Origin of the sequence: Staphylococcus simiae (genome assembly GCF_002902085.1) — a bacterium.
Taxonomy (GTDB): domain Bacteria; phylum Bacillota; class Bacilli; order Staphylococcales; family Staphylococcaceae; genus Staphylococcus; species Staphylococcus simiae.
In genome coordinates, this window is record NZ_PPQR01000018.1 from 15,670 (window position 1) to 37,466 (window position 21,797).

The 21,797-nt window shown below is 32.9% G+C and carries 20 protein-coding genes and 1 riboswitch; of the genes, 17 read left to right on the forward strand and 3 right to left on the reverse strand.

Going from position 1 to position 21,797, the window contains the following annotated elements; all coding sequences use genetic code 11:
- Positions 1-178 precede the first annotated feature (178 nt).
- The 8 genes from CD113_RS03025 (at position 179) to CD113_RS03055 (ending at position 6,822) form a co-directional block, all read left to right on the forward strand.
- Complete coding sequence (locus CD113_RS03025; protein WP_040801609.1) at positions 179-736, forward strand: DUF805 domain-containing protein; 558 nt, start codon at positions 179-181, stop codon at positions 734-736.
- Between the two features lie 170 nt (positions 737-906).
- On the forward strand, positions 907-1,266 hold the full coding sequence (locus CD113_RS12845) for a patatin-like phospholipase family protein (protein WP_231910035.1): 360 nt from the start codon (positions 907-909) through the stop codon (positions 1,264-1,266).
- Between the two features lie 6 nt (positions 1,267-1,272).
- Complete coding sequence (locus CD113_RS12850; RefSeq protein WP_268741112.1) at positions 1,273-1,761, forward strand: patatin-like phospholipase family protein; 489 nt, start codon at positions 1,273-1,275, stop codon at positions 1,759-1,761.
- Between the two features lie 71 nt (positions 1,762-1,832).
- On the forward strand, positions 1,833-2,732 hold the full coding sequence (locus CD113_RS03035) for an ABC transporter ATP-binding protein (RefSeq protein ID WP_002462748.1): 900 nt from the start codon (positions 1,833-1,835) through the stop codon (positions 2,730-2,732).
- Positions 2,725-3,957, forward strand: a complete 1,233-nt coding sequence (locus CD113_RS03040) for an ABC transporter permease (RefSeq protein ID WP_002462746.1) — start codon at positions 2,725-2,727, stop codon at positions 3,955-3,957. Before CD113_RS03035 ends, CD113_RS03040 begins: the two co-directional genes overlap by 8 nt.
- A gap of 278 nt (positions 3,958-4,235) precedes the next feature.
- Complete coding sequence (locus tag CD113_RS03045) at positions 4,236-4,562, forward strand: YnfA family protein (RefSeq protein WP_002462744.1); 327 nt, start codon at positions 4,236-4,238, stop codon at positions 4,560-4,562.
- A gap of 35 nt (positions 4,563-4,597) precedes the next feature.
- A complete protein-coding gene (locus tag CD113_RS03050) occupies positions 4,598-5,626 on the forward strand; it encodes an aldose epimerase family protein (RefSeq protein WP_002462742.1) in 1,029 nt (342 codons plus the stop codon).
- A 509-nt stretch (positions 5,627-6,135) separates the two neighbouring features.
- Complete coding sequence (locus tag CD113_RS03055) at positions 6,136-6,822, forward strand: ribose 5-phosphate isomerase A (protein ID WP_002462737.1); 687 nt, start codon at positions 6,136-6,138, stop codon at positions 6,820-6,822.
- Positions 6,823-6,871: 49 nt separating this feature from the next.
- On the opposite strand, the gene CD113_RS12635 is transcribed toward CD113_RS03055, so the two are convergent.
- The gene (locus CD113_RS12635) at positions 6,872-7,969 is read right to left on the reverse strand and encodes a CPBP family intramembrane glutamic endopeptidase (protein WP_002462735.1); all 1,098 of its coding nucleotides are present in this window, start codon (positions 7,967-7,969) and stop codon (positions 6,872-6,874) included.
- Positions 7,970-8,261: 292 nt separating this feature from the next.
- On the opposite strand from CD113_RS12635, the gene hutG reads away from it, so the two are divergent.
- Positions 8,262-9,197, forward strand: a complete 936-nt coding sequence (hutG, locus tag CD113_RS03070) for a formimidoylglutamase (protein WP_002462734.1) — start codon at positions 8,262-8,264, stop codon at positions 9,195-9,197.
- Between the two features lie 441 nt (positions 9,198-9,638).
- On the opposite strand, the gene CD113_RS03080 is transcribed toward hutG, so the two are convergent.
- Positions 9,639-10,520, reverse strand: a complete 882-nt coding sequence (locus CD113_RS03080) for a LysR family transcriptional regulator (protein WP_095092798.1) — start codon at positions 10,518-10,520, stop codon at positions 9,639-9,641.
- A 158-nt stretch (positions 10,521-10,678) separates the two neighbouring features.
- Between CD113_RS03080 and hutU the strand changes: the two genes are divergently transcribed.
- The 8 genes from hutU to CD113_RS03120 all read left to right on the forward strand — a co-directional run bounded on the left by hutU (position 10,679) and on the right by CD113_RS03120 (position 20,289).
- A complete protein-coding gene (hutU, locus tag CD113_RS03085) occupies positions 10,679-12,340 on the forward strand; it encodes a urocanate hydratase (RefSeq protein WP_002464616.1) in 1,662 nt (553 codons plus the stop codon).
- Positions 12,340-13,575: an imidazolonepropionase gene (hutI, locus tag CD113_RS03090; protein WP_002464617.1), complete on the forward strand. Its 1,236-nt coding sequence runs from the start codon at positions 12,340-12,342 to the stop codon at positions 13,573-13,575. Before hutU ends, hutI begins: the two co-directional genes overlap by 1 nt.
- A 179-nt stretch (positions 13,576-13,754) precedes the next feature.
- On the forward strand, positions 13,755-14,930 hold the full coding sequence (locus tag CD113_RS03095; protein ID WP_002464618.1) for a SulP family inorganic anion transporter: 1,176 nt from the start codon (positions 13,755-13,757) through the stop codon (positions 14,928-14,930).
- Between the two features lie 2 nt (positions 14,931-14,932).
- Positions 14,933-16,051, forward strand: a complete 1,119-nt coding sequence (locus CD113_RS03100) for an amidohydrolase (protein WP_002464619.1) — start codon at positions 14,933-14,935, stop codon at positions 16,049-16,051.
- A gap of 95 nt (positions 16,052-16,146) precedes the next feature.
- On the forward strand, positions 16,147-17,028 hold the full coding sequence (locus CD113_RS03105; protein WP_002464620.1) for an SDR family oxidoreductase: 882 nt from the start codon (positions 16,147-16,149) through the stop codon (positions 17,026-17,028).
- 410 nt (positions 17,029-17,438) lie between these two features.
- Positions 17,439-18,047, forward strand: coding sequence for a hypothetical protein (locus CD113_RS03110; RefSeq protein WP_002464621.1), 609 nt, complete (start codon positions 17,439-17,441; stop codon positions 18,045-18,047).
- A 129-nt stretch (positions 18,048-18,176) separates the two neighbouring features.
- A riboswitch (SAM riboswitch) is annotated at positions 18,177-18,272 on the forward strand.
- Positions 18,273-18,341: 69 nt separating this feature from the next.
- Positions 18,342-19,646: a Na+/H+ antiporter NhaC family protein gene (locus CD113_RS03115; RefSeq protein ID WP_002464622.1), complete on the forward strand. Its 1,305-nt coding sequence runs from the start codon at positions 18,342-18,344 to the stop codon at positions 19,644-19,646.
- A gap of 130 nt (positions 19,647-19,776) precedes the next feature.
- Positions 19,777-20,289, forward strand: coding sequence for an SRPBCC family protein (locus CD113_RS03120; protein ID WP_002464623.1), 513 nt, complete (start codon positions 19,777-19,779; stop codon positions 20,287-20,289).
- Positions 20,290-20,788: 499 nt separating this feature from the next.
- Here the strand turns inward: CD113_RS03120 and CD113_RS03130 are convergent, their stop codons facing one another.
- Complete coding sequence (locus CD113_RS03130; protein WP_002464018.1) at positions 20,789-21,553, reverse strand: MurR/RpiR family transcriptional regulator; 765 nt, start codon at positions 21,551-21,553, stop codon at positions 20,789-20,791.
- Positions 21,554-21,797 lie beyond the last annotated feature (244 nt).

Sequence of the window (21,797 nt, forward strand, 5' to 3'; positions counted from 1 at the left end):
ATTTGTAAAATATTGAATTATCAGCATTTTACAAATCAGACAGTTACTGCCAAATGCTTGCATTTAAGTGTGAAATGTTTTTGTCTCAGGCCCGCAATAAATGACGATAACACTAAATACAATTAAAAAATGCGTGTCTAAATATGCACGATTTTATGCATTATCATAAATAGAGAGGATGATTAGTTTGAATGTACAACCCAAAGTTAGATTTACAGAAGCGTTAGCTTTATTTTGGAAAAATTATGTTAATTTTCGAGGACGCTCAAGACGAAGTGAATATTGGTTTATGACATTATGGCATCTCATCTTTATGTCGCCAGCTATTTTATTAATGATCATTGGTTCGATGACATTATTCATAGGATTGTCGAGCTCCGATGATGCTGCAGCTTTGGGTGCTATTTTACTTGGATTAAGTTTAATTTATATTGCCATTTATGCAATTATTACACTTATTCCTAATTTAGCTTTGACAGTAAGACGTTTTCACGATATTTCTAGAACGATGTTTTGGCCGATATTTATGGTTGTATATAGTGTCTTTGTAGTTATTATCGTTGAACTGTTACCAATGGATGATTTCGGTGAATTCACTACAGGCTCTGCGATAGTACTTGCAGTGATTTATATCTTGAATTTTGTATTCTCAATCTTAATGTTAGTCTTTTCATTACTTGATAGTAAACCAGCTAACAAATATGGCGATAGTCCAAAATACCCTTCACAATATTAATCATAATGATACTCTAGTTAAAGTTGACGAAATTGATGTCACGCTAACTAGAGTATTTTTAATTAAAGGTTAGAAGTGTACATTTGAAAAGTTAGATATCTTAAAATGGTTTGTCATTGCTTTAAATGTGTCCTAATAATTAAAAATGTACATCAAAGGGAGAAAATAAAATGGATAAAGAAACAGCAATTGTTTTAGGTGGCGGAGGAATTATAGGAATGGCTTGGGAAGCTGGCATATTAGCTGCTTTGCAAGATAAAGGATACGAACTTGATAGTGCTAACCTAATTATAGGAACTTCTGCAGGTTTCTTTGTTGGTACGATGTTAGCTAATCACAGAAATATGCGACAATATTACCAGTATTTAGCAACACACCATGATTCCAATGATTATAATAAACTTGATGATATTTATAGCTTATGGAGAGAAGCTTTTAAAATAGGTAAAGATAATAAACAACATATTGGTCAACTGTTAGGCGATATTATTTATAGTAATCCGTCTAAAGTTCCGTTACATGTAAGATAACAATCGATTAAATTAGGTTTAAATGATGCAGGTTGGTCTCATAACTTAGCTATTACAGCAATTAATGCACAAACAGGCGAACTTGATACGTTTACTGCACACAATGATGTAGATATTATTGATGCAGTGGCTGCAAGTGGAGCAGTACCAGGTTTATGGCCTCATGTTCATATTAAGGGGAACGATTGGATAGATGGCGGAATGATATCTTCTACCAATACGCACTTGGCTCAAGGCTATAATAAAATAATTGTGATTGCACCGCTTGATTATAAACAAGGAATGGTGCCATCTGTTTATGACGAAGTTGCAATGTTACAACAACATAGTCAAGTATTATTAATAACACTAGATAATGACAGTCGTCAGATGATAGGTAGTAATATTTATGACAATAGTAACTTGAGAGCTATCGGTGATGCAGGATATGTTCAAGGTACATACATTGTTAAAAATGAACAACAGTTAATTAAATATTGGAGAAAATATAATTAATAAAAAAGTATATATTTAATTTGAATTAATGTTATATTAAAGATAATACTATCATTAAGGGAGGCTTCAATATGGTGCTAAAAGTTGATCACGTCACGAAAAGATTTGGCTCGAATACGGCAGTTGATGACATTTCTTTAGAATTAGAACAAGGTAACATGCTTGGCTTTCTTGGTAGAAATGGTGCAGGGAAAACGACGACATTTCGTATGATCTTAGGCTTAAGTGAACCAACTGAAGGAGCAATTACATATAACAATAAAAAAATTGATAAAACAATGTATAACAATATTGGTTACTTACCAGAAGAGCGTGGGTTACATGCCAAGATGACAGTAGAAGATGAATTAAAGTATTTAGCTACTTTAAAAGGTATGTCTAAACAAGCGATTAATAAGCAAATGGATTATTGGCTAGAGCGCTTTGATATTACTGAAAATCGTAAGAAAAAAATAGATAGTCTATCGAAAGGAAACCAACAAAAGATTCAATTATTAGCGAGTATGTTACATCAACCAGAGTTATTAATTTTGGACGAACCATTTAGTGGTTTAGATCCTGTTAATGTTGAATTATTAAAAGCAGCAGTTAAAGACTTAAATGACTGGGGTAGTACTATTATTTATAGTTCTCATAGAATGGAACACGTTGAAGAACTATGCGACGATGTGTGTATTTTAAATAAGGGACAATTAGTTGTTTCGGGCAATATTAATGATGTACGTGCGTCACATGGTAATAAAAAAGTAATTATCGAAGCTGACCATACATTGCCAGAATTAACAATGATCGAAGGTATCATAGATATAGAGCACAACAAACGAGGTATGACTATCGTTATTGAACAAGAAGACGTAGCTAAAGATATTTACCAAGTTATAACGCAACATGGTTTTGTGAAAAGATTCCAAGTTCAAGAACCATCATTACATGATATCTTTATTGCCAAGGTAGGTGATCAGCATGAATAAGTTTTGGGCCACATTTTCACTTACCTATCTAAATAAAATTAAATCTAAAGGCTTTATTATTTTTATGTCTATTATTGTTGTATTAATGGTGGCTTTATCAAATATTGATAAAATTATTGATTTCTTTGATGATGGACCAGACAAAATTGGTGTAGCAACGCCTAATGAACAATTATATAAAGCATTTAAAGCGCAAAGTAATGCGATAGATGATGAAGCTAAATTTGTTAAAGTGAGCAAGGAAGATGCAACTTCGAAAGTGAAGAAAGATCAACTCGATAAAGTATATCTTATTAAAGAAAATAAAGATCATACTTTAAATGCAACAGTTATTAGTAAGAAAAGAATCGGTGAGTCAGATCAACAACAATTAACTGCAGTACTAAGCTCAATTCAAACACATTTAATTGCTGCTGACTTAAATATTAAGCAACAAGATTTACAAAAGCTACAGGATAAAAGTGAAGTGACTAACGACGTAGTGTCTAAAGATGACGTAGATAAAGTATCACAAGGACAAAAGATGTTTAATTATATTTTAGCGTATGTCACTATATTTTTAATGTTCTTTATTATTTTTAATTTTGCATCACAACTAGCTATGGAAATTGCTAGCGAGAAAACATCGCGTGTCATTGAAATGATTATCACAAGTATTTCTCCGATCAAACATATTTTAGCTAAAATGTTAGCGATTATTGCTGTAGCATTCACGCAAATTATTTTAATTTGTGTCATTGCAGTAATATGTATTTTTGCTTTTGACTTAAAAGACCTGTTACAAGGCTTCAATGTTGAAATGAATGATTTATCATGGCAAATTATAGCGGTTGGAATGATAAGTATAATTATTGGTATATTAACTTATGTGTTATTAGCTGCTATATTAGGATCATTAACAGCGCGTATTGAAGATTTAAATCAATCGCTTATGCCATTATCATTAATAGCGATGGTAGCTTTTTATATTGCATTATTTACGATTAATAATCCGGATATGAAATTAGCAACTGTGACGAGTTTTATTCCATTTTTAGCGCCATTCCAGTTAGTTGTACGTGCACAGACGTCCAGTTTACAAATATGGGAAGTCGTTGTCAGTTCAGGTATTTCTATTATTGTTATTGTTGTACTAATGTGGGTTGCAATCAAAACATATAAAGATTCTGTATTAACCTTTGAAAAAGGCATTATTAAATCACTGAAGCGCGTCTTTAAAAAATAATAGTTCTCTAATCATGTGAACTGGTTGTTTTGATTGTGACGTGATTCTATCAAAAATTAGAAAATCACAATAATATTGATGGGAGTATGGTAATTGTCATGATTTAGTTAAGATTATTACTTTACTCCCATTTTTTTAGTTATAACTATAGAATAATGTCAAAAAAAGTGTACAATATGAATGTGAAAAAGAAGTTTTTGAGGGATTGATAACAAGTAGTCATCGATATTTATTTTTATCAAAAAGAATAACGCGTTTTGGATAGGTGGTGTCATCAGTTGTTATACCCATTGGCTATTTTTATACTTACTGGTTTGTGTGAAATAGGTGGCGGCTATCTTATTTGGTTGTGGTTAAGAGAAGGACACTCATCATGGTTTGGATTTTTCGGTGGAATTATTTTAATCCTATATGGCGTTGTTGCAACTTTTCAATCATTTCCGACTTTTGGTCGTGTTTATGCAGCTTATGGTGGCGTATTTATCATTATGAGCATCGTATGGGCTATGATATTTGAAAAGCAGGTACCAGATAAATACGATATTTTGGGAGCAGTTATTTGTATTATTGGTGTTTTAGTGATGTTACTACCTAGCAGAGCTTAAATACTGCGTTTAGTGTAAGGAAGGGAGAAGTAAAAATGATAGTTGAAGTTGAGCATCAAAGACATGGTGTTGATTTAATTAAGATTGATAATGATGAGACTAAAATTATTTTTACCAATTATGGAGCTGGTATCGTATCTTGGAAGTATCACGATAATAATATTGTCTTAGGTAATGTTGTAGAAGCGGATGAATTTTACTTTGATAATCCATTTAAATTTGGAGCATCAATTGGTAGATATAGCGGTAGAATTAAAGATGCTACTTTTAAACTTAATGGACAACAGTATCAATTAGAACAAAATGATCAGCCTCATCATATACATGGTGGTAAACAGGGATTGGACTCTAAATTGTTCGATTATGAAATTTTTAATGAAATTAGTCAAATTAGAGTAGTATTTACAACTACACTCCAATCACAAGAAGACAATTTCCCAGGTGATATCGAAGTGAAGATTACGCATACTTATGATGCAAATCATCAGTGGTCAATAGACTACGAAGCGGTAGCTACAGAAGATACGTTGTTTAATCCAACAAATCATGTCTACTTTAATTTAAATAGAGATAATAATGTCGTTGATAATCATCGACTTTATAGTGAACATTTGAATATGCATTTACTAGATGACCAAAATATTGTTACTGATGAAGTATTAGAGTTACATGATATTTTCAGCGATAACAAAATTAAACTAAGTGATATATTTACAAGTGATCATCCTAAGCTTCAACAACAAATGGCACAATACGGTGGCTTAGACCATCCATTTACAGTAGGAAATGACAAACTTTTTGTCGAGAATCATGAATTTTCTCTAGAAGTGGATACTGATATGCCGAATATTGTTATGTTTACTTTTAACCAACCAGAAGCATGGCAAAGTGATTTCAATATTTATAAAGCACATTCTGGTTTTACCCTCGAAGCACAATTTATGCCAAATGATATTAATATAGATGGGGATAAAGCTTTATCGATTTTAAAAGCTGGTGAACCGTTCCATTCTAAAACAAGTTATCGTATACATGAATACGCAGTTACAGGCAATGATAATTAAATATATTAAAGCTAAATGAAAGATTTAAGTATTAGAGTTAGAAATTAAAATGAAAAAATCGAGTTGTGACCTGTTGCACATCTCGGTTTTTCTTCTTTTTGATTAATTGTCAGTCATGACTTTGTTCAAGAACAACGCATTAAAGTGAGATAGAGTGACTATTGTTATATTAAACAAGCATTATATAATATGATGTCATCTAGTATGCCGCGGATTTGTGTCACTTTCCCATAATGATATTTATAGTTGAACTGTAGTTGTTATATTAGACTAAGTTAAATATAACAGTTGTAAAGGTGGGAATTTTTGAGTATAGCTAATAATAATTAAAACGTTTTCATCTATGATGGCAATATTGTCACTATATTGTGCAACATAAATTAAATTATTTGATTATTACATATAAAATGTTTTTAAAATGTTAGAAAATAAGGGTATGTTTAATGATGATGGTCATGTAGAATATAAGATGAATAGACCAAAGAAATATACTACAGGAGGCTATCTAAATGAAAGATGTCAATGAACTTAAATTAATGACTTTAAATGATGTATTGAAAGAAATTAATAAGGACATGATTTTAGGTATTGGTACAGGTAGTACGATGGAACTATTATTACCTAAAATTGCTCAATTGATTAAGGAACAAGGTTATGACATTACAGGTGTATGTACGTCGAATAAAATTGCATATTTAGCTAAAGAATTAGGTATTCAAATATCAGAAGTAAATGATGTAGATCATGTTGATTTAGCTATTGATGGTGCTGATGAAGTAGATCCAACTTTAAATATTATTAAAGGTGGTGGCGGAGCATTATTTAGAGAAAAAGTAATTGACGAAATTGCTGACCGCTTTGTGGTTGTTGTTGATGAATCTAAAATTGTGGATTATCTAGGTGAGACATTTAGATTGCCGGTAGAAGTAGATAAATTTAATTGGTTACAAGTAGTTCGTAAGATTGAATCTTATGGTGATATTAAAGTTGAAAGACGTGTAACAGAAGATGTTGCTTTTATTACTGATAATGGTAATTATATTCTTGATTGTACATTGCCAAAAGGAATTGACCCTTATGAATTCCATGAGTTTTTAATTCATATTACAGGTGTATTTGAAACAGGATATTTCTTAGATATGGCTGATAAAGTAATTGTTGGAACACAAGATGGGGTTAATATTTTAACGACATAGCAAAAAAACGCTCGTACAAAAAAGTGTACGGGCGTTTTTAAATTTAGATTTAACGACGGTGATTGTTGTGATTATTAATATCTTTAATTTCTTCTTCAGCATCAGTGACGGTTGCAGAATGACGATCATCTTTATATGGCGCAGATGATTTAAGGTCTTCGTGCTGATTATCTGATGAAGAAGTATCTGTCGTTGTATGATTTGAATCATCATGTGATTTATTATCACTCATGTCAGTTTTAGTATTGTCAGTTGTGTTATCACCTAAAACGTTTGAATTGTCTTGTTGATGATTAGTATTTTCATCGTCACTATCATCAACATGATCAAAGTAATTATTTGGTTCAACTTCTTCTAAACTACGTTTCGTAGTCATGTAAACAATGAATCTTATAAGTAAACTTAATAAGATAAACACAACTGCTACAAGCGCTGTTGATAAAGCAATCACTTTCATAGAGAATAAATCGCCAAGTTCTTCGCTAAATAAGAATACTAATCCAAATGTCATTGAAGCATGGAAAATTGTAGCGATATAAATTGTACGTCCGCGTGTAGCACGGATTAATTCACTAATAATCATTGAAAATGCGAACGAATAGATAAAGTTATAAATTGCAAATTGTGATCCGTAAGTAGTATTTGCTGTAAATATTGAATACATCAACGCGATAATAATGCTAGCGAAGAATGTATTCATTTTCGTTTCTAATATATTTTGCAAATAAGAACGGAAACCAAATTCGACTAAAAATGCCATAACGATGTGTCCGATAAGAATTTGTGTAATTGGTACTGATAAATCAGAAGCTTGTAATAGGATAAAACTATCCGCAAATGTATTAAAGCTGTACATACCAATCATAAAAATAATTAGCGGTAAGATTAAGGCTAAAAGAATACGTTCAATAACTTTCGAGCCAATAGTGAATTTTAAGCCGGCAAGTTGTATTTTTTTATGTTTGAAAACGACAATACAAATGACTGCTGCAACAAACGGTGCAATATCAGTGATTTCAAAAACAAAGTGTTTAATGCCTACAGTAGCTTGGTAATCTCTAAGTATGATGGATAGAGCCATAGTAATGACAAAAAATACAAAAATTGTCATTGCCCACTGGAATCCAGAAATTTTATTATTTTTCATTAGTGTAACCTCCGTTAGGTACCGTGCAAATAATCATTTATTAACAATTATACATATTACAAGCTAAGAGTTAAATTGTCTATGTCATTTATTAATCAAAATGTAATAGTCCTGACGTATTATATTAATATAAAAATAGCTTTTTTAAGAAAATTCAACTTTAATTAATATTTTGATTATCAAAATAAGTAATAATTAATATCATAGATTAATGGTATATATTGAATTGAAATTTAACATTACGTTATACTTTAAGTATTAAATCATCTCTATAATATGAGGGGGAAATAGTGTGTATAAGCTTGGTGAACCAAATTTATGGACAGGACGTTTAGATAGTGAAACTGATCGCAGGCAATTTAGACACTTTCAAACAGTAAAATTTGAAGATTTAACTCAAGTGACTAAGTCTAAACAACCTAATGGCGTTGGTATGTTAGGTTATGCTGTAGATAAAGGTGTTGAACTTAATAAAGGACGTGTGGGTGCCAAAGAAGGTCCAAACGCTATTAAACAAGCTTTTGCAGGATTACCTGATTTAAATCAATGTGAAACCTTTGTCGATTATGGCAATGTTGAACATACTCATGAGCAATTAATTGATACACAAAAAGAATTTGCTGAACTAGCCTCAAAGTCAATTGTAAATCATAAGCAAACATTTCTCTTGGGTGGTGGACACGACATTGCCTATGCACAGTATTTAGCTTTACGACAAGTGTATCCTAAACAATCAATTGGAGTTATCAATATTGATGCACATTTTGATACACGAGATGAAGAAGAATCAACATCAGGTACAAGTTTTAGACAAATATTAGAAGATGATGATAACACTGATTATATGGTGCTTGGAATTTCTCAAGGTGGTAATACTCAAAGTTTATTTGATTATGCAAAAGAAAAAGATATTAAATATGTATTTTCAGATGAATTGTTGCATCATGTGTCACCACCAATTAAGGATATGATTGAACGTTTTATACATGATCATGATGTTATTATGTTAACAATATGTATGGATGTTGTAGATAGTGCTTTTGCTCCAGGCGTAAGTGCACCAGCTGTGTTAGGATTATATCCACATATCGTATTCGAATTAGCAAAACGTATTGTTCCAAGTGATAAGGTGACATCTATAAGCATAGCGGAAATGAATCCAACATATGATACAGATAATAGAACAGCTAAATTGATTGCTAACCTCGTACACCACTTTTTAAAGTAGCACTTCTTTTACGCAGTAAAAGTTAGTGCTACTTATGCAAAAGTTGAAGACTTTTGTAAACCTTGAAAGGCACTTCATTTACGCAGTAAAAGTTAGTGCTACTTATGCAAAAGGCGAAGACTTTTGTAATCCTTGTAGTGCACTTCTTTTACGAAGAAAAAGTTAGTGCTAGTTATGCAAAAGGAGAAGACTTTTGTAAATCTTTGATTGCTATGCAACAAGGGGCCTCAACACAGAGAATTTCATCAAGACATTCTGCGAGCCATGCAAGTTGGGCAATAAGAGCTTGTAACAATTAGAGCTTGTAACATAATCACTTCAGACTTAGATTCAAGCATTTGGCAGTAACTGTCTGGTTTGTAAAATGTTGATAAATCAACGTTTTACAAACCTAGTCAGTCTTGCCGGGGTGGGACTACGAAATAATTTGTTTTGAAATAATTATTTCTGTCCCACTCCCAACCAATAGTCTTTACATTGTTGAATGAGGCTATTGACTTCTGTTGAATGGTTGCGTTTTTTTAAATAATTAATATAAATTGTCCGTCCTAAGTTGGGGCGGATTTTTTTATATTCTAAATGAGCAGTATTAAAAGATTGATAATAAAATCTTGGAATAATAGCATAGCCTAAACCAAGATGCACAAAAGATACAGCTGATTCAAAACGATCTGTTTCAACAATGATATTAGGACGTACATTACTTCTATTAAAATAATCATCAAGATGTTTTCTAACTTGAGAATTTTTATTAGGTAAAATGAGTGGTAAGTTTTGAACATTTACCCAATCTTGATGACAAAATGTTTCTTTGGGAGCCAAAAGTATATATGACTCCTCATATAACGCTATTGATTCAATATCGTCATGATTAATTGTTTCATTTGTCAGTGCGATATGTATATTGAAATTTAATAATTCTTCAATAGAACGTGATTTATCATGAATTTCATATAAACGATACTGCTGTTGTGGAAAATCAAGATGATGTTTTCTAATTAATTGAGATAACCATTGATTTGTCGATTCTAAAGCACCGACTTTTATTCTAGGAACAGTTGATACGTTTAAATCGTACATTTTTTCCATAGTGGAACGGTATTGATGCACTAAATCTTTAGCATAATGATAAAATTGTATACCTTTTTCAGTAATTTTAATATCTTTAGTAGAACGGATAAATAAATCATAACCCAAATCCGCTTCCATCTTTTTAATTGTAGCAGTTAACGAAGGCTGACTAATATGAAGAAATTGAGAAGCTTTAGTGAAACTATTATATTTAACAATCGCTAAAAAATATTCAAGCTGAATTATTTTCATTGTTATCCCCCTACATCTCATTTATAACTTGAAGTTATAAATAATTAGTTTATTTATATTTGTTAACTATATTTTAGCATAATATAATAACTAATGAAGATAATTATGTAAACGCTTCACATCGTCTGTCATTCTAATTAAGATAGGGAGAGATTTTAATGAGAAAAATCCAAGCAAAAAAAGGTTTAGATATAGAGTGTAAAGGTTGGGAGCAGGAAGCTGTACTGCGTATGCTTTATAATAACTTAGATCCAGAAGTTGCTGAACGACCTGAAGATTTAGTTGTCTACGGTGGTATTGGCAAAGCTGCACGTAACTGGGAATCTTTTGAAGCTATTGAACGAACGTTACGTGATTTAGAAGCTGATGAAACGATGTTAGTGCAATCGGGTAAACCTGTTGCCGTTTTTAAAACGCATGATGAAGCGCCACGTGTACTAATCTCTAATTCAGTTCTAGTACCTGAATGGGCAAACTGGGATCATTTTAATGAATTAGATAAAAAAGGTTTAACTATGTATGGACAAATGACTGCTGGTAGTTGGATTTACATTGGTTCTCAAGGTATTGTTCAAGGAACTTATGAAACATTTGCAGAATTAGCAAACCAACATTTCAATAGTGATTTAGCAGGTAAAATTACGTTAACTGCTGGACTTGGTGGTATGGGTGGTGCACAACCACTTGCTATTACAATGAATAACGGAGTGGCAATTTGTGTTGATGTTGATGAATCAAGAATAGATAAACGAATCGACACGAAATATTGCGATATTAAAACACATGATTTAGACGAAGCGTTAAGATTAGCACAACAAGCAAAAGAGCGAGGTGAAGGTTTGTCAATTGCTGTAGTCGGTAACGCGGTAGATGTTCACCAAGCTATTTTAGATAAAGGGTTTAAAGTTGATGTCATTACAGATCAAACAAGTGCACATGACCCGTTAAATGGCTATGTACCACAAGGATATTCAGTTGAAGAAGCACGTGACTTACGTGTTAATGATCCTAAAAAATATGTTGAACTTTCTCAAGCATCTATGGCTAAACATGTTGAGTTAATGCTAGAATTCCAAAAACGTGGTGCAGTAGCATTTGACTATGGTAATAACATTCGTCAAGTTGCTTATAATAATGGTGTTGACAACGCCTTTGATTTCCCAGGATTTGTGCCAGCATATATTCGACCACTATTTTGTGAAGGTAAAGGACCATTCCGTTTTGCTGCATTAAGTGGTGATCCTAAAGACATTGAACGTGCTGATGAAGAAATGCGTAAATTATTCCCGGAAAACGAAAAATTATTACGTTGGTTAGACTTGGCTGAAGAAAAAATTGCTTATCAAGGGTTACCATCACGTATTGCTTGGTTAGGTTATGGGGAAAGAGCCAAAATGGGCTTAGCACTAAATCGTTTAGTACGAGAAGGTGAAATTTCTGCACCTATCGTTATTGGACGTGATCATCTTGACTCTGGTTCTGTGGCAAGTCCAAACCGTGAAACTGAAAGTATGAAAGATGGCAGTGATGCAGTTGGTGATTGGGCAGTACTTAATGCTTTGATTAATACTGCAGCAGGTGGTTCTTGGATTTCTTTCCATCATGGTGGTGGCGTTGGCATGGGCTATTCATTACATGCAGGTATGGTAGTTGTTGCTGATGGTTCTGAAAAAGCTGATCGTCGTTTAGAAAGAGTGTTAACTACAGATCCGGGTATGGGAGTAGCAAGACATGTTGATGCAGGCTATGATATTGCCATACAAACTGCTAAAGATAAAGGTATTAAAATACCAATGATTGATGAAGCGGGTGATAAATAATGAATGATTTAATCATTACTAATATACAAGAATTAATTTTACCTAAATCAACGGATAGACCGTTAAAAGGACAAGAATTAGATGACTTAACTATTGTTGAAAATGGTACAGTAGTTGTTAAAGATGGCAAGATTGTATATGCTGGAGCGCATAGTGATGATTTTGAAGCTCAAGAAATCATAGATGCAAGTGGTAAAGTAGTATCGCCAGCATTAGTAGATGCACATACACATTTAATATTTGGTGGTTCAAGAGAACATGAAATGTCATTGAAACGTCAAGGTAAATCTTATTTAGAAATTTTAGAAATGGGTGGAGGCATTTTATCTACTGTTAAAGCCACACGTGAAACGTCAGAAGAAGATTTGTTTAATAAAGCAGAACATGATTTATTAACTATGATTAAACATGGTGTGCTCGCTGTAGAAAGTAAAAGTGGATACGGTTTAGATAAAGACAATGAATTGAAACAATTAAAAGTATCTAATCGTTTGGCTGATAAATATAATTTAGATATGAAACATACTTTCCTAGGACCACACGCAGTGCCGGAAGAAGCAGACTCTAATGAAGCATTTTTAAATGACATGATTGAATTATTGCCAGAAGTGAAACAATATGCTGATTTTGCAGATATCTTTTGTGAAACAGGGGTCTTTACGATAGAAGAATCACGACGTTATATGCAAAAAGCAAAAGAAGCTGGCTTTAAGGTGAAGATTCATGCAGATGAAATTGATCCATTAGGAGGACTAGAATTAGCCATTGATGAAGGTGCGATTTCTGCTGATCATCTCGTGGCTTCAAGTGATAAAGGTAAAGAAAAGTTGCGACATAGTGACACAGTTGCAGTATTACTACCAGCAACAACATTCTACCTAGATAAGAATGATTATGCTGACGCTCGTGGAATGTTAGAGAATAATGGTGCGATTGCGCTTGCCACAGATTATAACCCGGGAAGTAGTGTAACCAATAACTTGCAACTGGTTATGGCTATTGCAGCGTTAAAATTAAAATTATCTCCAAATGAAGTGTGGAATGCTGTCACTGTCAATGCGGCTAAGGCGATTGATGTCGATGCTGGTACTATTAATAAAGGTGATAAAGCGAATATTGTTATTTGGGATGCGCCAAATCATGAATATATTCCTTATCATTTTGGCATTAACCATGCTGAAAAAGTAATCAAAGATGGTAAAGTTATTGTCGATAATACTTTAACATTAGACTAACAATAGTTGTGACAATAGTTGCTCTAAGTATCGTATCTATACAGGTACGTTTACTTAGAGCTTTTTAATTAGTTTAGTAAAGATAATGTCGAACAAAGTGGGCCACACCTATGAATTATTGTAATTGTAAGAATTATTTGACAATAATGTTAACATAAAACATATAAGGGGATGGTAACGTGACGGATAAAAATAGACCAAGTTACCTTGATGAATGGAAAGGTCAATATAGTCAAAATGTTTTAGCGGGAATATTATTAGCATTGGCATTATTACCAGTAGCCATTGCATTTTCGTTTATTGTTCATATTAATCCAGCAATTGGTTTAATGACGTGTGGCTTAATGATGTTTATGATGAGTTTTATAGGTCATCGTTTAGCTATGGTTTCGGGACCAAGTAGTGGTATATCTATTGTTGCTGCACCTTTAGTTATACAACATGGTATATCTTATTTATTTTTAGCAACTTTAGTCATGGGACTTATACTTATTATATTTGGTTTATGTCATATTGATAAAGTACTAACGCGTATACCAAATACAGTTGTTATGGGATTTATGAATGCATTAGGCTTACTGTTATTAACAACGCAAATTAAGTATATCTTTGGTATCTCACCTGCTACTTATATTGTTGCTATCTTAGCATGTCTCATTATTATTATTGCATCTAAAACAATTCGCTTGATTCCAGCACCACTCATTGCCATTATCATTGTTACATTTTTGACGTGGTTGATACATCCAAATATACAGTACGTTTATGATCTTGCTAACATCACAATGACCTTGCCTCACATACATATCCCCTATGACATTGTCAGTTGGTCGTCAATGAAAATTGCACTAGTGTATGGCGCAACAATGGCAGTCATTTCAGTAATACAAACTAATCTAACAACACAAATGATGAATGATTTAACGCAACAAGATAGTAATAAAGATAGAGAAGTATTGAGTCAAGGTATTGCAAATACAGTGATGTCCTTATTAGGAGGCTATGGTTCTAGTGGTCTCGTAGGGCAATCTAAATTCTTCTATAGAATGGGGGCAACTAGTAGAGTAGCAACACTTTCAACTGGAATCTTTTTATTACTATGTGTCATTGTGTTAGGACCGATTGTAGGGCACATTCCAATGGTTGTCTTAGCAGTTGTACTTGTATCAGTATCATTAAATACGTTCGATAGAAGAACAGTGTCACATATTAAAGAAGCACCTTTTAAACGTGGGAGCTTAATGTTAATCACGATGGCTTTAATTTTGATAACTAATAATTTAGCAATTGGAGTGATTGTGGGTACATTAATTTATTATATAGGCCGATGGATAGTACGATTAAAGGAGAGATAATGATGACAGATTATAATCAATTAGTAGCATGGCGTCGATATTTTCATCAACATCCAGAACTTTCAAACGAAGAGATTAACACGACTGCAAAATTACAACAAATTCTTGAGGAGCATGATATTAACATTTTAGAGACACCTTTAAAAACAGGTTTAGTAGCAGAAATAGGACAGGGAGATCAATGTATCGCAATTAGAAGTGATATCGATGCGTTGCCTATTAATGAATTAGTTAATCATGATTTTAAATCTGTCAAGTCAGATGTTATGCATGCTTGTGGACATGATATTCATATGGCAAGTGTATTAGGAACGGCGTTGCAATTGAAAGCAATAGAGGGTCAGTTAAATGGACGTGTTAAAATTATTTTTCAAGCTGCTGAAGAATTAGGTTATGGCGCTTTGGAAGTCGTTAATACAGGTATTGTTGATGACGTATCAGCAATATTAGGATTTCATAATTATCCTTCACTCAATGTTGGTGAATTTGCTATTAAATCTGGTGTTATTACTTCGGCCGTTGACCGCTTTGAATTTAATATACAGGGTGTAGGTGGACATGCAGCGAAACCAGAACAAAGTAATGACCCAGTCATTGTATTAGGACAATTAATTAATAGCATTCAGTCAATTGTTAGTAGGAATATATCGGCATTTGATGAAGCGGTGGTAACCATTGGGCAAGTAACTTCTGGTTCAACATGGAATGTCATTGCGGATCAAGCATATGTTCAAGGGACAGTGAGAACTTTTGACGCTAATGTTAGAGATTTGATTGAACAAAGACTTCAAGATATTGCGCAAGGCTTAACAGCAATGTTCAATGCTACAGTAACATTGAATTATACAAAATTACCAGGTGCAGTTATTAATGACCAACAATTAACAGATAAAGCTATTCAAGTAGCACAAGAAGTTGGTTATAACGTCAATGTTATGGAAGAACCATTGACAATAGGTGAAGATTTTTCAGGGTTCAGTCAACAAATTCCTGGTGTCTTTGCCTTTATTGGTTCAAATAGTAACTATGATTTACATCATCCTCAATATGATCCGGACGAAATGATTTTGAAAAAAGTGCCATCTTACTTTGTTAATTTGGTGAAACAATTACTTGTATAATTCTTTGCAGTATAGTAAAAAGTATGAAAATATGATTAAAGTAGGGCACTCATTGGGTAAATATAAATAGAAACTTAATGAGGAGATGTTAAAATATGGGAGCACAAGATCCTAGAAATAAATTTAAAACATCAGATTATGATAAACAAGAACAACCTGTACCTGGTTTACAAAGTGAAATGACACCAGCGCCAGACTGTGGTGAAACTTCATATATAGGGCATGGACGTTTACAAGATTATAAAATATTAGTAACGGGTGGCGATTCAGCGATAGGTCGTGCTGCTGCGATTGCTTATGCTAAAGAAGGTGCTGATGTTGCAATCAACTATCTACCTAGCGAAGAGCAAGATGCACAAGAAGTTAAAGAAGTGATTGAACAAGCAGGTCGTCAAGCAGTGTTAATCCCTGGTGATATTCGTGATGAACAATTTAATTATGACCTTGTTGAACAAGCATATAAAACGTTAGGTGGCTTAGATAATGTAACGTTAGTGGCTGGTCATCAACAATATCATGATGATATTCAAGGCTTTGATACTAAGTCATTTGCTGAAACATTTGAAACGAATGTTTATCCAATCTTCTGGACAGTTCAAAAAGCCTTACAATATTTACAACCAGGTGCATCAATTACAACAACATCATCTGTTCAAGGATATAATCCAAGTCCAATATTACATGATTATGCCGCTTCCAAAGCAGCAATCATTTCATTAACAAAAAGTTTATCTGAAGAATTAGGTCCTAAAGGAATACGTGTCAATTGTGTTGCGCCAGGTCCATTCTGGTCACCACTACAAATTAGTGGCGGACAACCACAAAGTAAAATTCCTACTTTTGGACAGAACACACCATTAGGTCGAGCAGGTCAACCTGTTGAATTATCTGGTACGTATGTTCTACTTGCAGCAGAAGAATCAAGTTATACGACTGGCCAAGTATTTGGTGTCACTGGTGGTATTCAAATAGATTAATGTGTATGACAGCACATTGATAATCATATATGGAATGACTAAGAGAATGTTAGTAATTGGATCTCTTAGCATTCCATTTTTTATACATAAAATAGCAATATTTAAGGCTTTTAGACAATTTGGATTAACGGTTGTATTGAGTCTGAGACAAAAAGCATTTTGTATTTAAACATAAGTATCTGGCAGTAACTGTCTGGTTTTCAAAATGTGAATAGATCAGCGTTTTAAAAACCTAGTCAGTCTTGCTGGGGTGAGGTTATGACATAAATTTTTGACAAGATTTATGTCTGGCCCACGCCCACATTTAGAATGTTACTATTAATTAATTTTGAAAATCAGAGATTCATAGTCAACTTCAATGCCCTATTAGAAACAAAGCGACATATGACATCATGAAAGGATGACGAGCGATGTTTAAAAGGCTAGCGATTACATTTAAACTTTTGGCGTTTGTAGCTGTGGCTAGTGTACTTACTATTGCATTATTGTTCGATAAAATGGATGATACAAGTTTATTAATAATATGCAGCGTGATGTTCTTTACTTGTATGTTATTAGGTAATATTTTTGCAGTAGCGCATAATATACAACAACAACGTATTTGGTTGACGCCATTAGGTGATTATACGATGGCGATTATCACAACTATTATTGTATATGTACCATTGTTAATTATTGCTGGAGTGCCAACGATTTCTAACCATCAATGGCAAGTAGTTATCATTTTGTTAATTTGGATACCAATCATTGTTGGTCATACTATATTTAGAAAGTTAGGTATTGATTATATTATTAATGCACCAGATAAAGATAAACGCGTTAAAGTGATGTCAACAGAACGTACTAAAAAGTTGAAATATTGGTCTTTAATCATTACTTTAGTTAGCATTGTGCTTATATTAATAGCACTGTATTTTAAATTATGGTTGCTATTAATCGTTCCAATTATGGGACTAATTATTATCGTTGTTATGATGGTGTATATTGATGTTAAATATGATATTAACAACAATGATTAAGATAACAAGATAACTTAGTTTGATGAACGAACAACAAGCAATAAAAATCCTTTAAATAAGTATCATTATTCTAATGACACTTGACGATAACTATGTTATCTTTTACGGTAAGACTTTAAATCATATATAAACTTATCAAGAGAAGTGGAGGGACTGGCCCTACGAATCTTCGGCAACATGACTCATGTGCCAATTCCAGTAACCGAAAAGGTTTGAAGATAAGCAGGTATTAAATAATTAACCTCTTTCTTCTTTGTAAGGAAGAGGTATTTTTATTGGAAAGCAGGTAAAAAAATGGAAGAACAGAAAAAGAGTAATGCATGGGCCTTATTTCCATTGTTATTATTTGTAGCCTTATTTTTAGGTGTTGGTATTATAACGGGTGACTTTACAACCATGCCATTAAATGTTGCGATTACAGTAACTGTCATTGTAGCGTTATTAATGAATAGGAAAGAATCTTTTGCATCTAAAGTTGAAGTGTTTACTAAAGGTGCTGGACATTCAAATATTATTTTAATGATGTTAATCTTTGTCTTAGCAGGTGCTTTTTCAACAACTGCTGAAAAAATGGGTGGTGTAACATCCACAGTAAATTTAGGATTATCATTAATTCCACAAAATCTTATCATCGTTGGTTTGTTTGTTATTTGCATGTTTGTATCTATTTCAATGGGGACGTCTGTAGGTACAGTAGCAGCAATTGCTCCAGTTGGTTATGGGTTTGCGCAAGCAACAGACGTTCCTACTGCACTAGCAATGGCGACAGTTGTAGGTGGTGCAATGTTTGGTGATAATTTATCAATGATCTCTGATACAACTATTGCTGCAGTGCGTACGCAACACACGAAAATGAAAGATAAATTTAGAGTGAATTTTAAAATCGTCTTACCCGGTGCCATTATTACGATTATCGTATTATTCTTTTTAACTAATGGTATAGCGATTGATCATACTAAAAATTATGATTACCAACTTGTTAAAGTCATTCCATATGTCTTGGTATTAGTATTAGCTTTAATAGGTGTTAACGTTATTATCGTCTTAATTGGTGGTACATTATTAGCTGGGTTAATAGGTATCATCGATGGTTCATTTGGCTGGACTGGTTTGTTAAATGCAATTTCAAAAGGGATTATGAGCATGGAAGATATTGCCATGATTGCATTATTAATAGGTGGTTTAGTAGGAATTATTCAACACAATGGTGGTATTACGTGGTTGTTACAATTTGTACGTTCGAAAGTGAAATCTAAACGTGGTGCAGAATTAGGTATCGCAAGTTTAGTCAGTGCTGCAGATATTGCAACGGCTAATAATACGATTTCAATTATTATGTCTGGTCCATTAGCTAAAAATATCGCTGATGAATATGATGTAGATCCAAGAAAGTCAGCAAGTATTTTAGATATTTTTGGTGGATGCTTCCAAGGACTGCTACCGTATAGTCCCCAAGTTATTTCAGCAGCCGGTGTCGCAGGTATCTCACCATTTATGATGATACCTTATAGTATTTATCCGATATTATTAGGTGTTTGTGGTTTGTTTGCGATCGTTTTCAATCTTCCAAAATTAAAGAAAAAAACGTCTAAACTATAATATGGTAGTAATTTTTAACTAAATAATTTGAAGTAACGACTTTGAGCATTGATGTCCATCTAATCGTCTAAGTTTGGAACTTTGTTAAAATAAGTTAAAATAAGAGTGAGTCTGAAAGTAGGTGAACAAAGTGGCAAAATTCAATGTAGAAAATGAACATGTAGAAATAGATGTTGAAAGATTGTTAAAATTTTCTCCAGAATTAGTATATGAAGCTTGGACTAAGAAAGATATTTTAAAACAGTGGTTTATGACATCAACACGTACCAATAAGAGTATTGAAGCAGATGTTAAAGAAGGTGGCACGTACCGTATTGTCGACGTCAGAAATGGTAAAGAAAACATTATCGAGGGTACTTTTGAAACACTGATTATGGATGAATTTATTAAAATGACAATTGGTATGCCAGGGTTAAGTGAAGAACAAGATGTCATTGAAGTAGAATTTTTTGAACGTGAAACAGGTGGTACTCAGATGTTCTTCTACTACCGTTCATTAGTTGAAAAAGAACGTAGGTTAACAAGTTTAGAATATAAACAAAAGAAAAAAGAATATCATGATTCGATTACACATGGTTTTGAATTAATGTTCGATAAAATGAACCAAGTGTTACAAGATATTGAAGATTCAAAACAACAATAGCATCAATAAGTAAAAGGAAGTTATGACTATCAAATTTTCATAGTCATAACTTCCTTTTTATGGTTCTCTATTTTTCAGGACTGATAAATAAAAAGTGAATAATTTAAAATATAAATTATTTTGAAGCCGAGACTCCTGAGGTAGGGACCCAACATAGAGAAACTGTGAAACAGTTTCTACAAGCAATGAAAGTTGGGCAACAGTGCTAGACGAAGACCGGGGCCCCAACACAAAGAAACTGATGAATCAGTTTCTACAAACCATGCCAGTTGGGGTAGGCTGAGACAGCACCCTAGGAAGGGACCCAACACAGAAAAACTGGTTATCCAGTTTTTTAATGCAATGCAGGGACCCGTCATAGAAAAATTTTAAGATAAAATTTTTTCTTTTATGTGCAAGACGGGCAAAGTTGGGCATAGCGAGGCTTAAAAAAATAATTATGTATCAGTCCAATTTGGGAGAGAACCCTTTTTAATATCATAATCTCAATGGTTGATAACTATTGTGTTAAATCACCTTGTTGTAAATGTTCGTTGAATTTTCTAACTAATGTTTCAAAGAAAATATGATAACTAATAAAGCTAGAATAGTCTGTACCATCCATTAAATAAAATGTATTACTAGAAACATAAACATTATAGTTTGCTTTTTGCGCAAGCGTATTGTCTTTCATTGTTGTCACAGAAATAAAGAATTTTTGACGTAATTGTAATAAGTTCGTCACTTCAATAAGTTGGTGTGTTTCACCTGATAAGGAAATAATAAAGAATAAATCATTATCATCACTTTTATTTAGTACCATTTTTAGTTCGTGTTCATCATGCAACACAATAACGTTTTTATGCAATGTTAGTAAAATGCGTTGTGCTTCTGAAGCAACGTTCAATTGGGCACGACCAGTCCCATAAAGATAAATTGTTGTAGCATCATGCATTTTAGAAGTTAATAAGTGATAATCAACACGTTCCAAATAACTGAAGGTGCTTTCAATTTCTTGACGAAAACCATCGATTGAGTTTGAAGGTAATTGATGTGTTTTATCACTTTCGAATTTTAAATAAGATTTAAAATCACTATAACCATCAAAACCAAGCTTTCTAGTAAAACGATGAATGGTTGCATTAGAAGCATGCGTGAATTGCGCTAAATCTTGAATCTTCATATGTTTACAAGCATCAACGTGGGTATTAATATAATGAGCAATTTGCAGATCGTTATCATTTAATTTATCGAAATGACGATTCACGCGTTCATCTAGAAACATGCTTATCATCCCCTTAATTTTGTCGGTAATATTAGAAAAGCCCATATAATAAATTTGATGTATTTATCTCAGAACAGAATGTTTGAATCACAGTCTTTAAAGTCATAACTGAAAATATTTTCAGTAAATGAAAAGATAATCTGATTATACAAAATACTTTCAAATTGCGTCAATGACGTTGTTTATGTGTAAGCGTTTACTATATATTGTATATAAATAGATTAAACAATATAGTTGCTTGAAT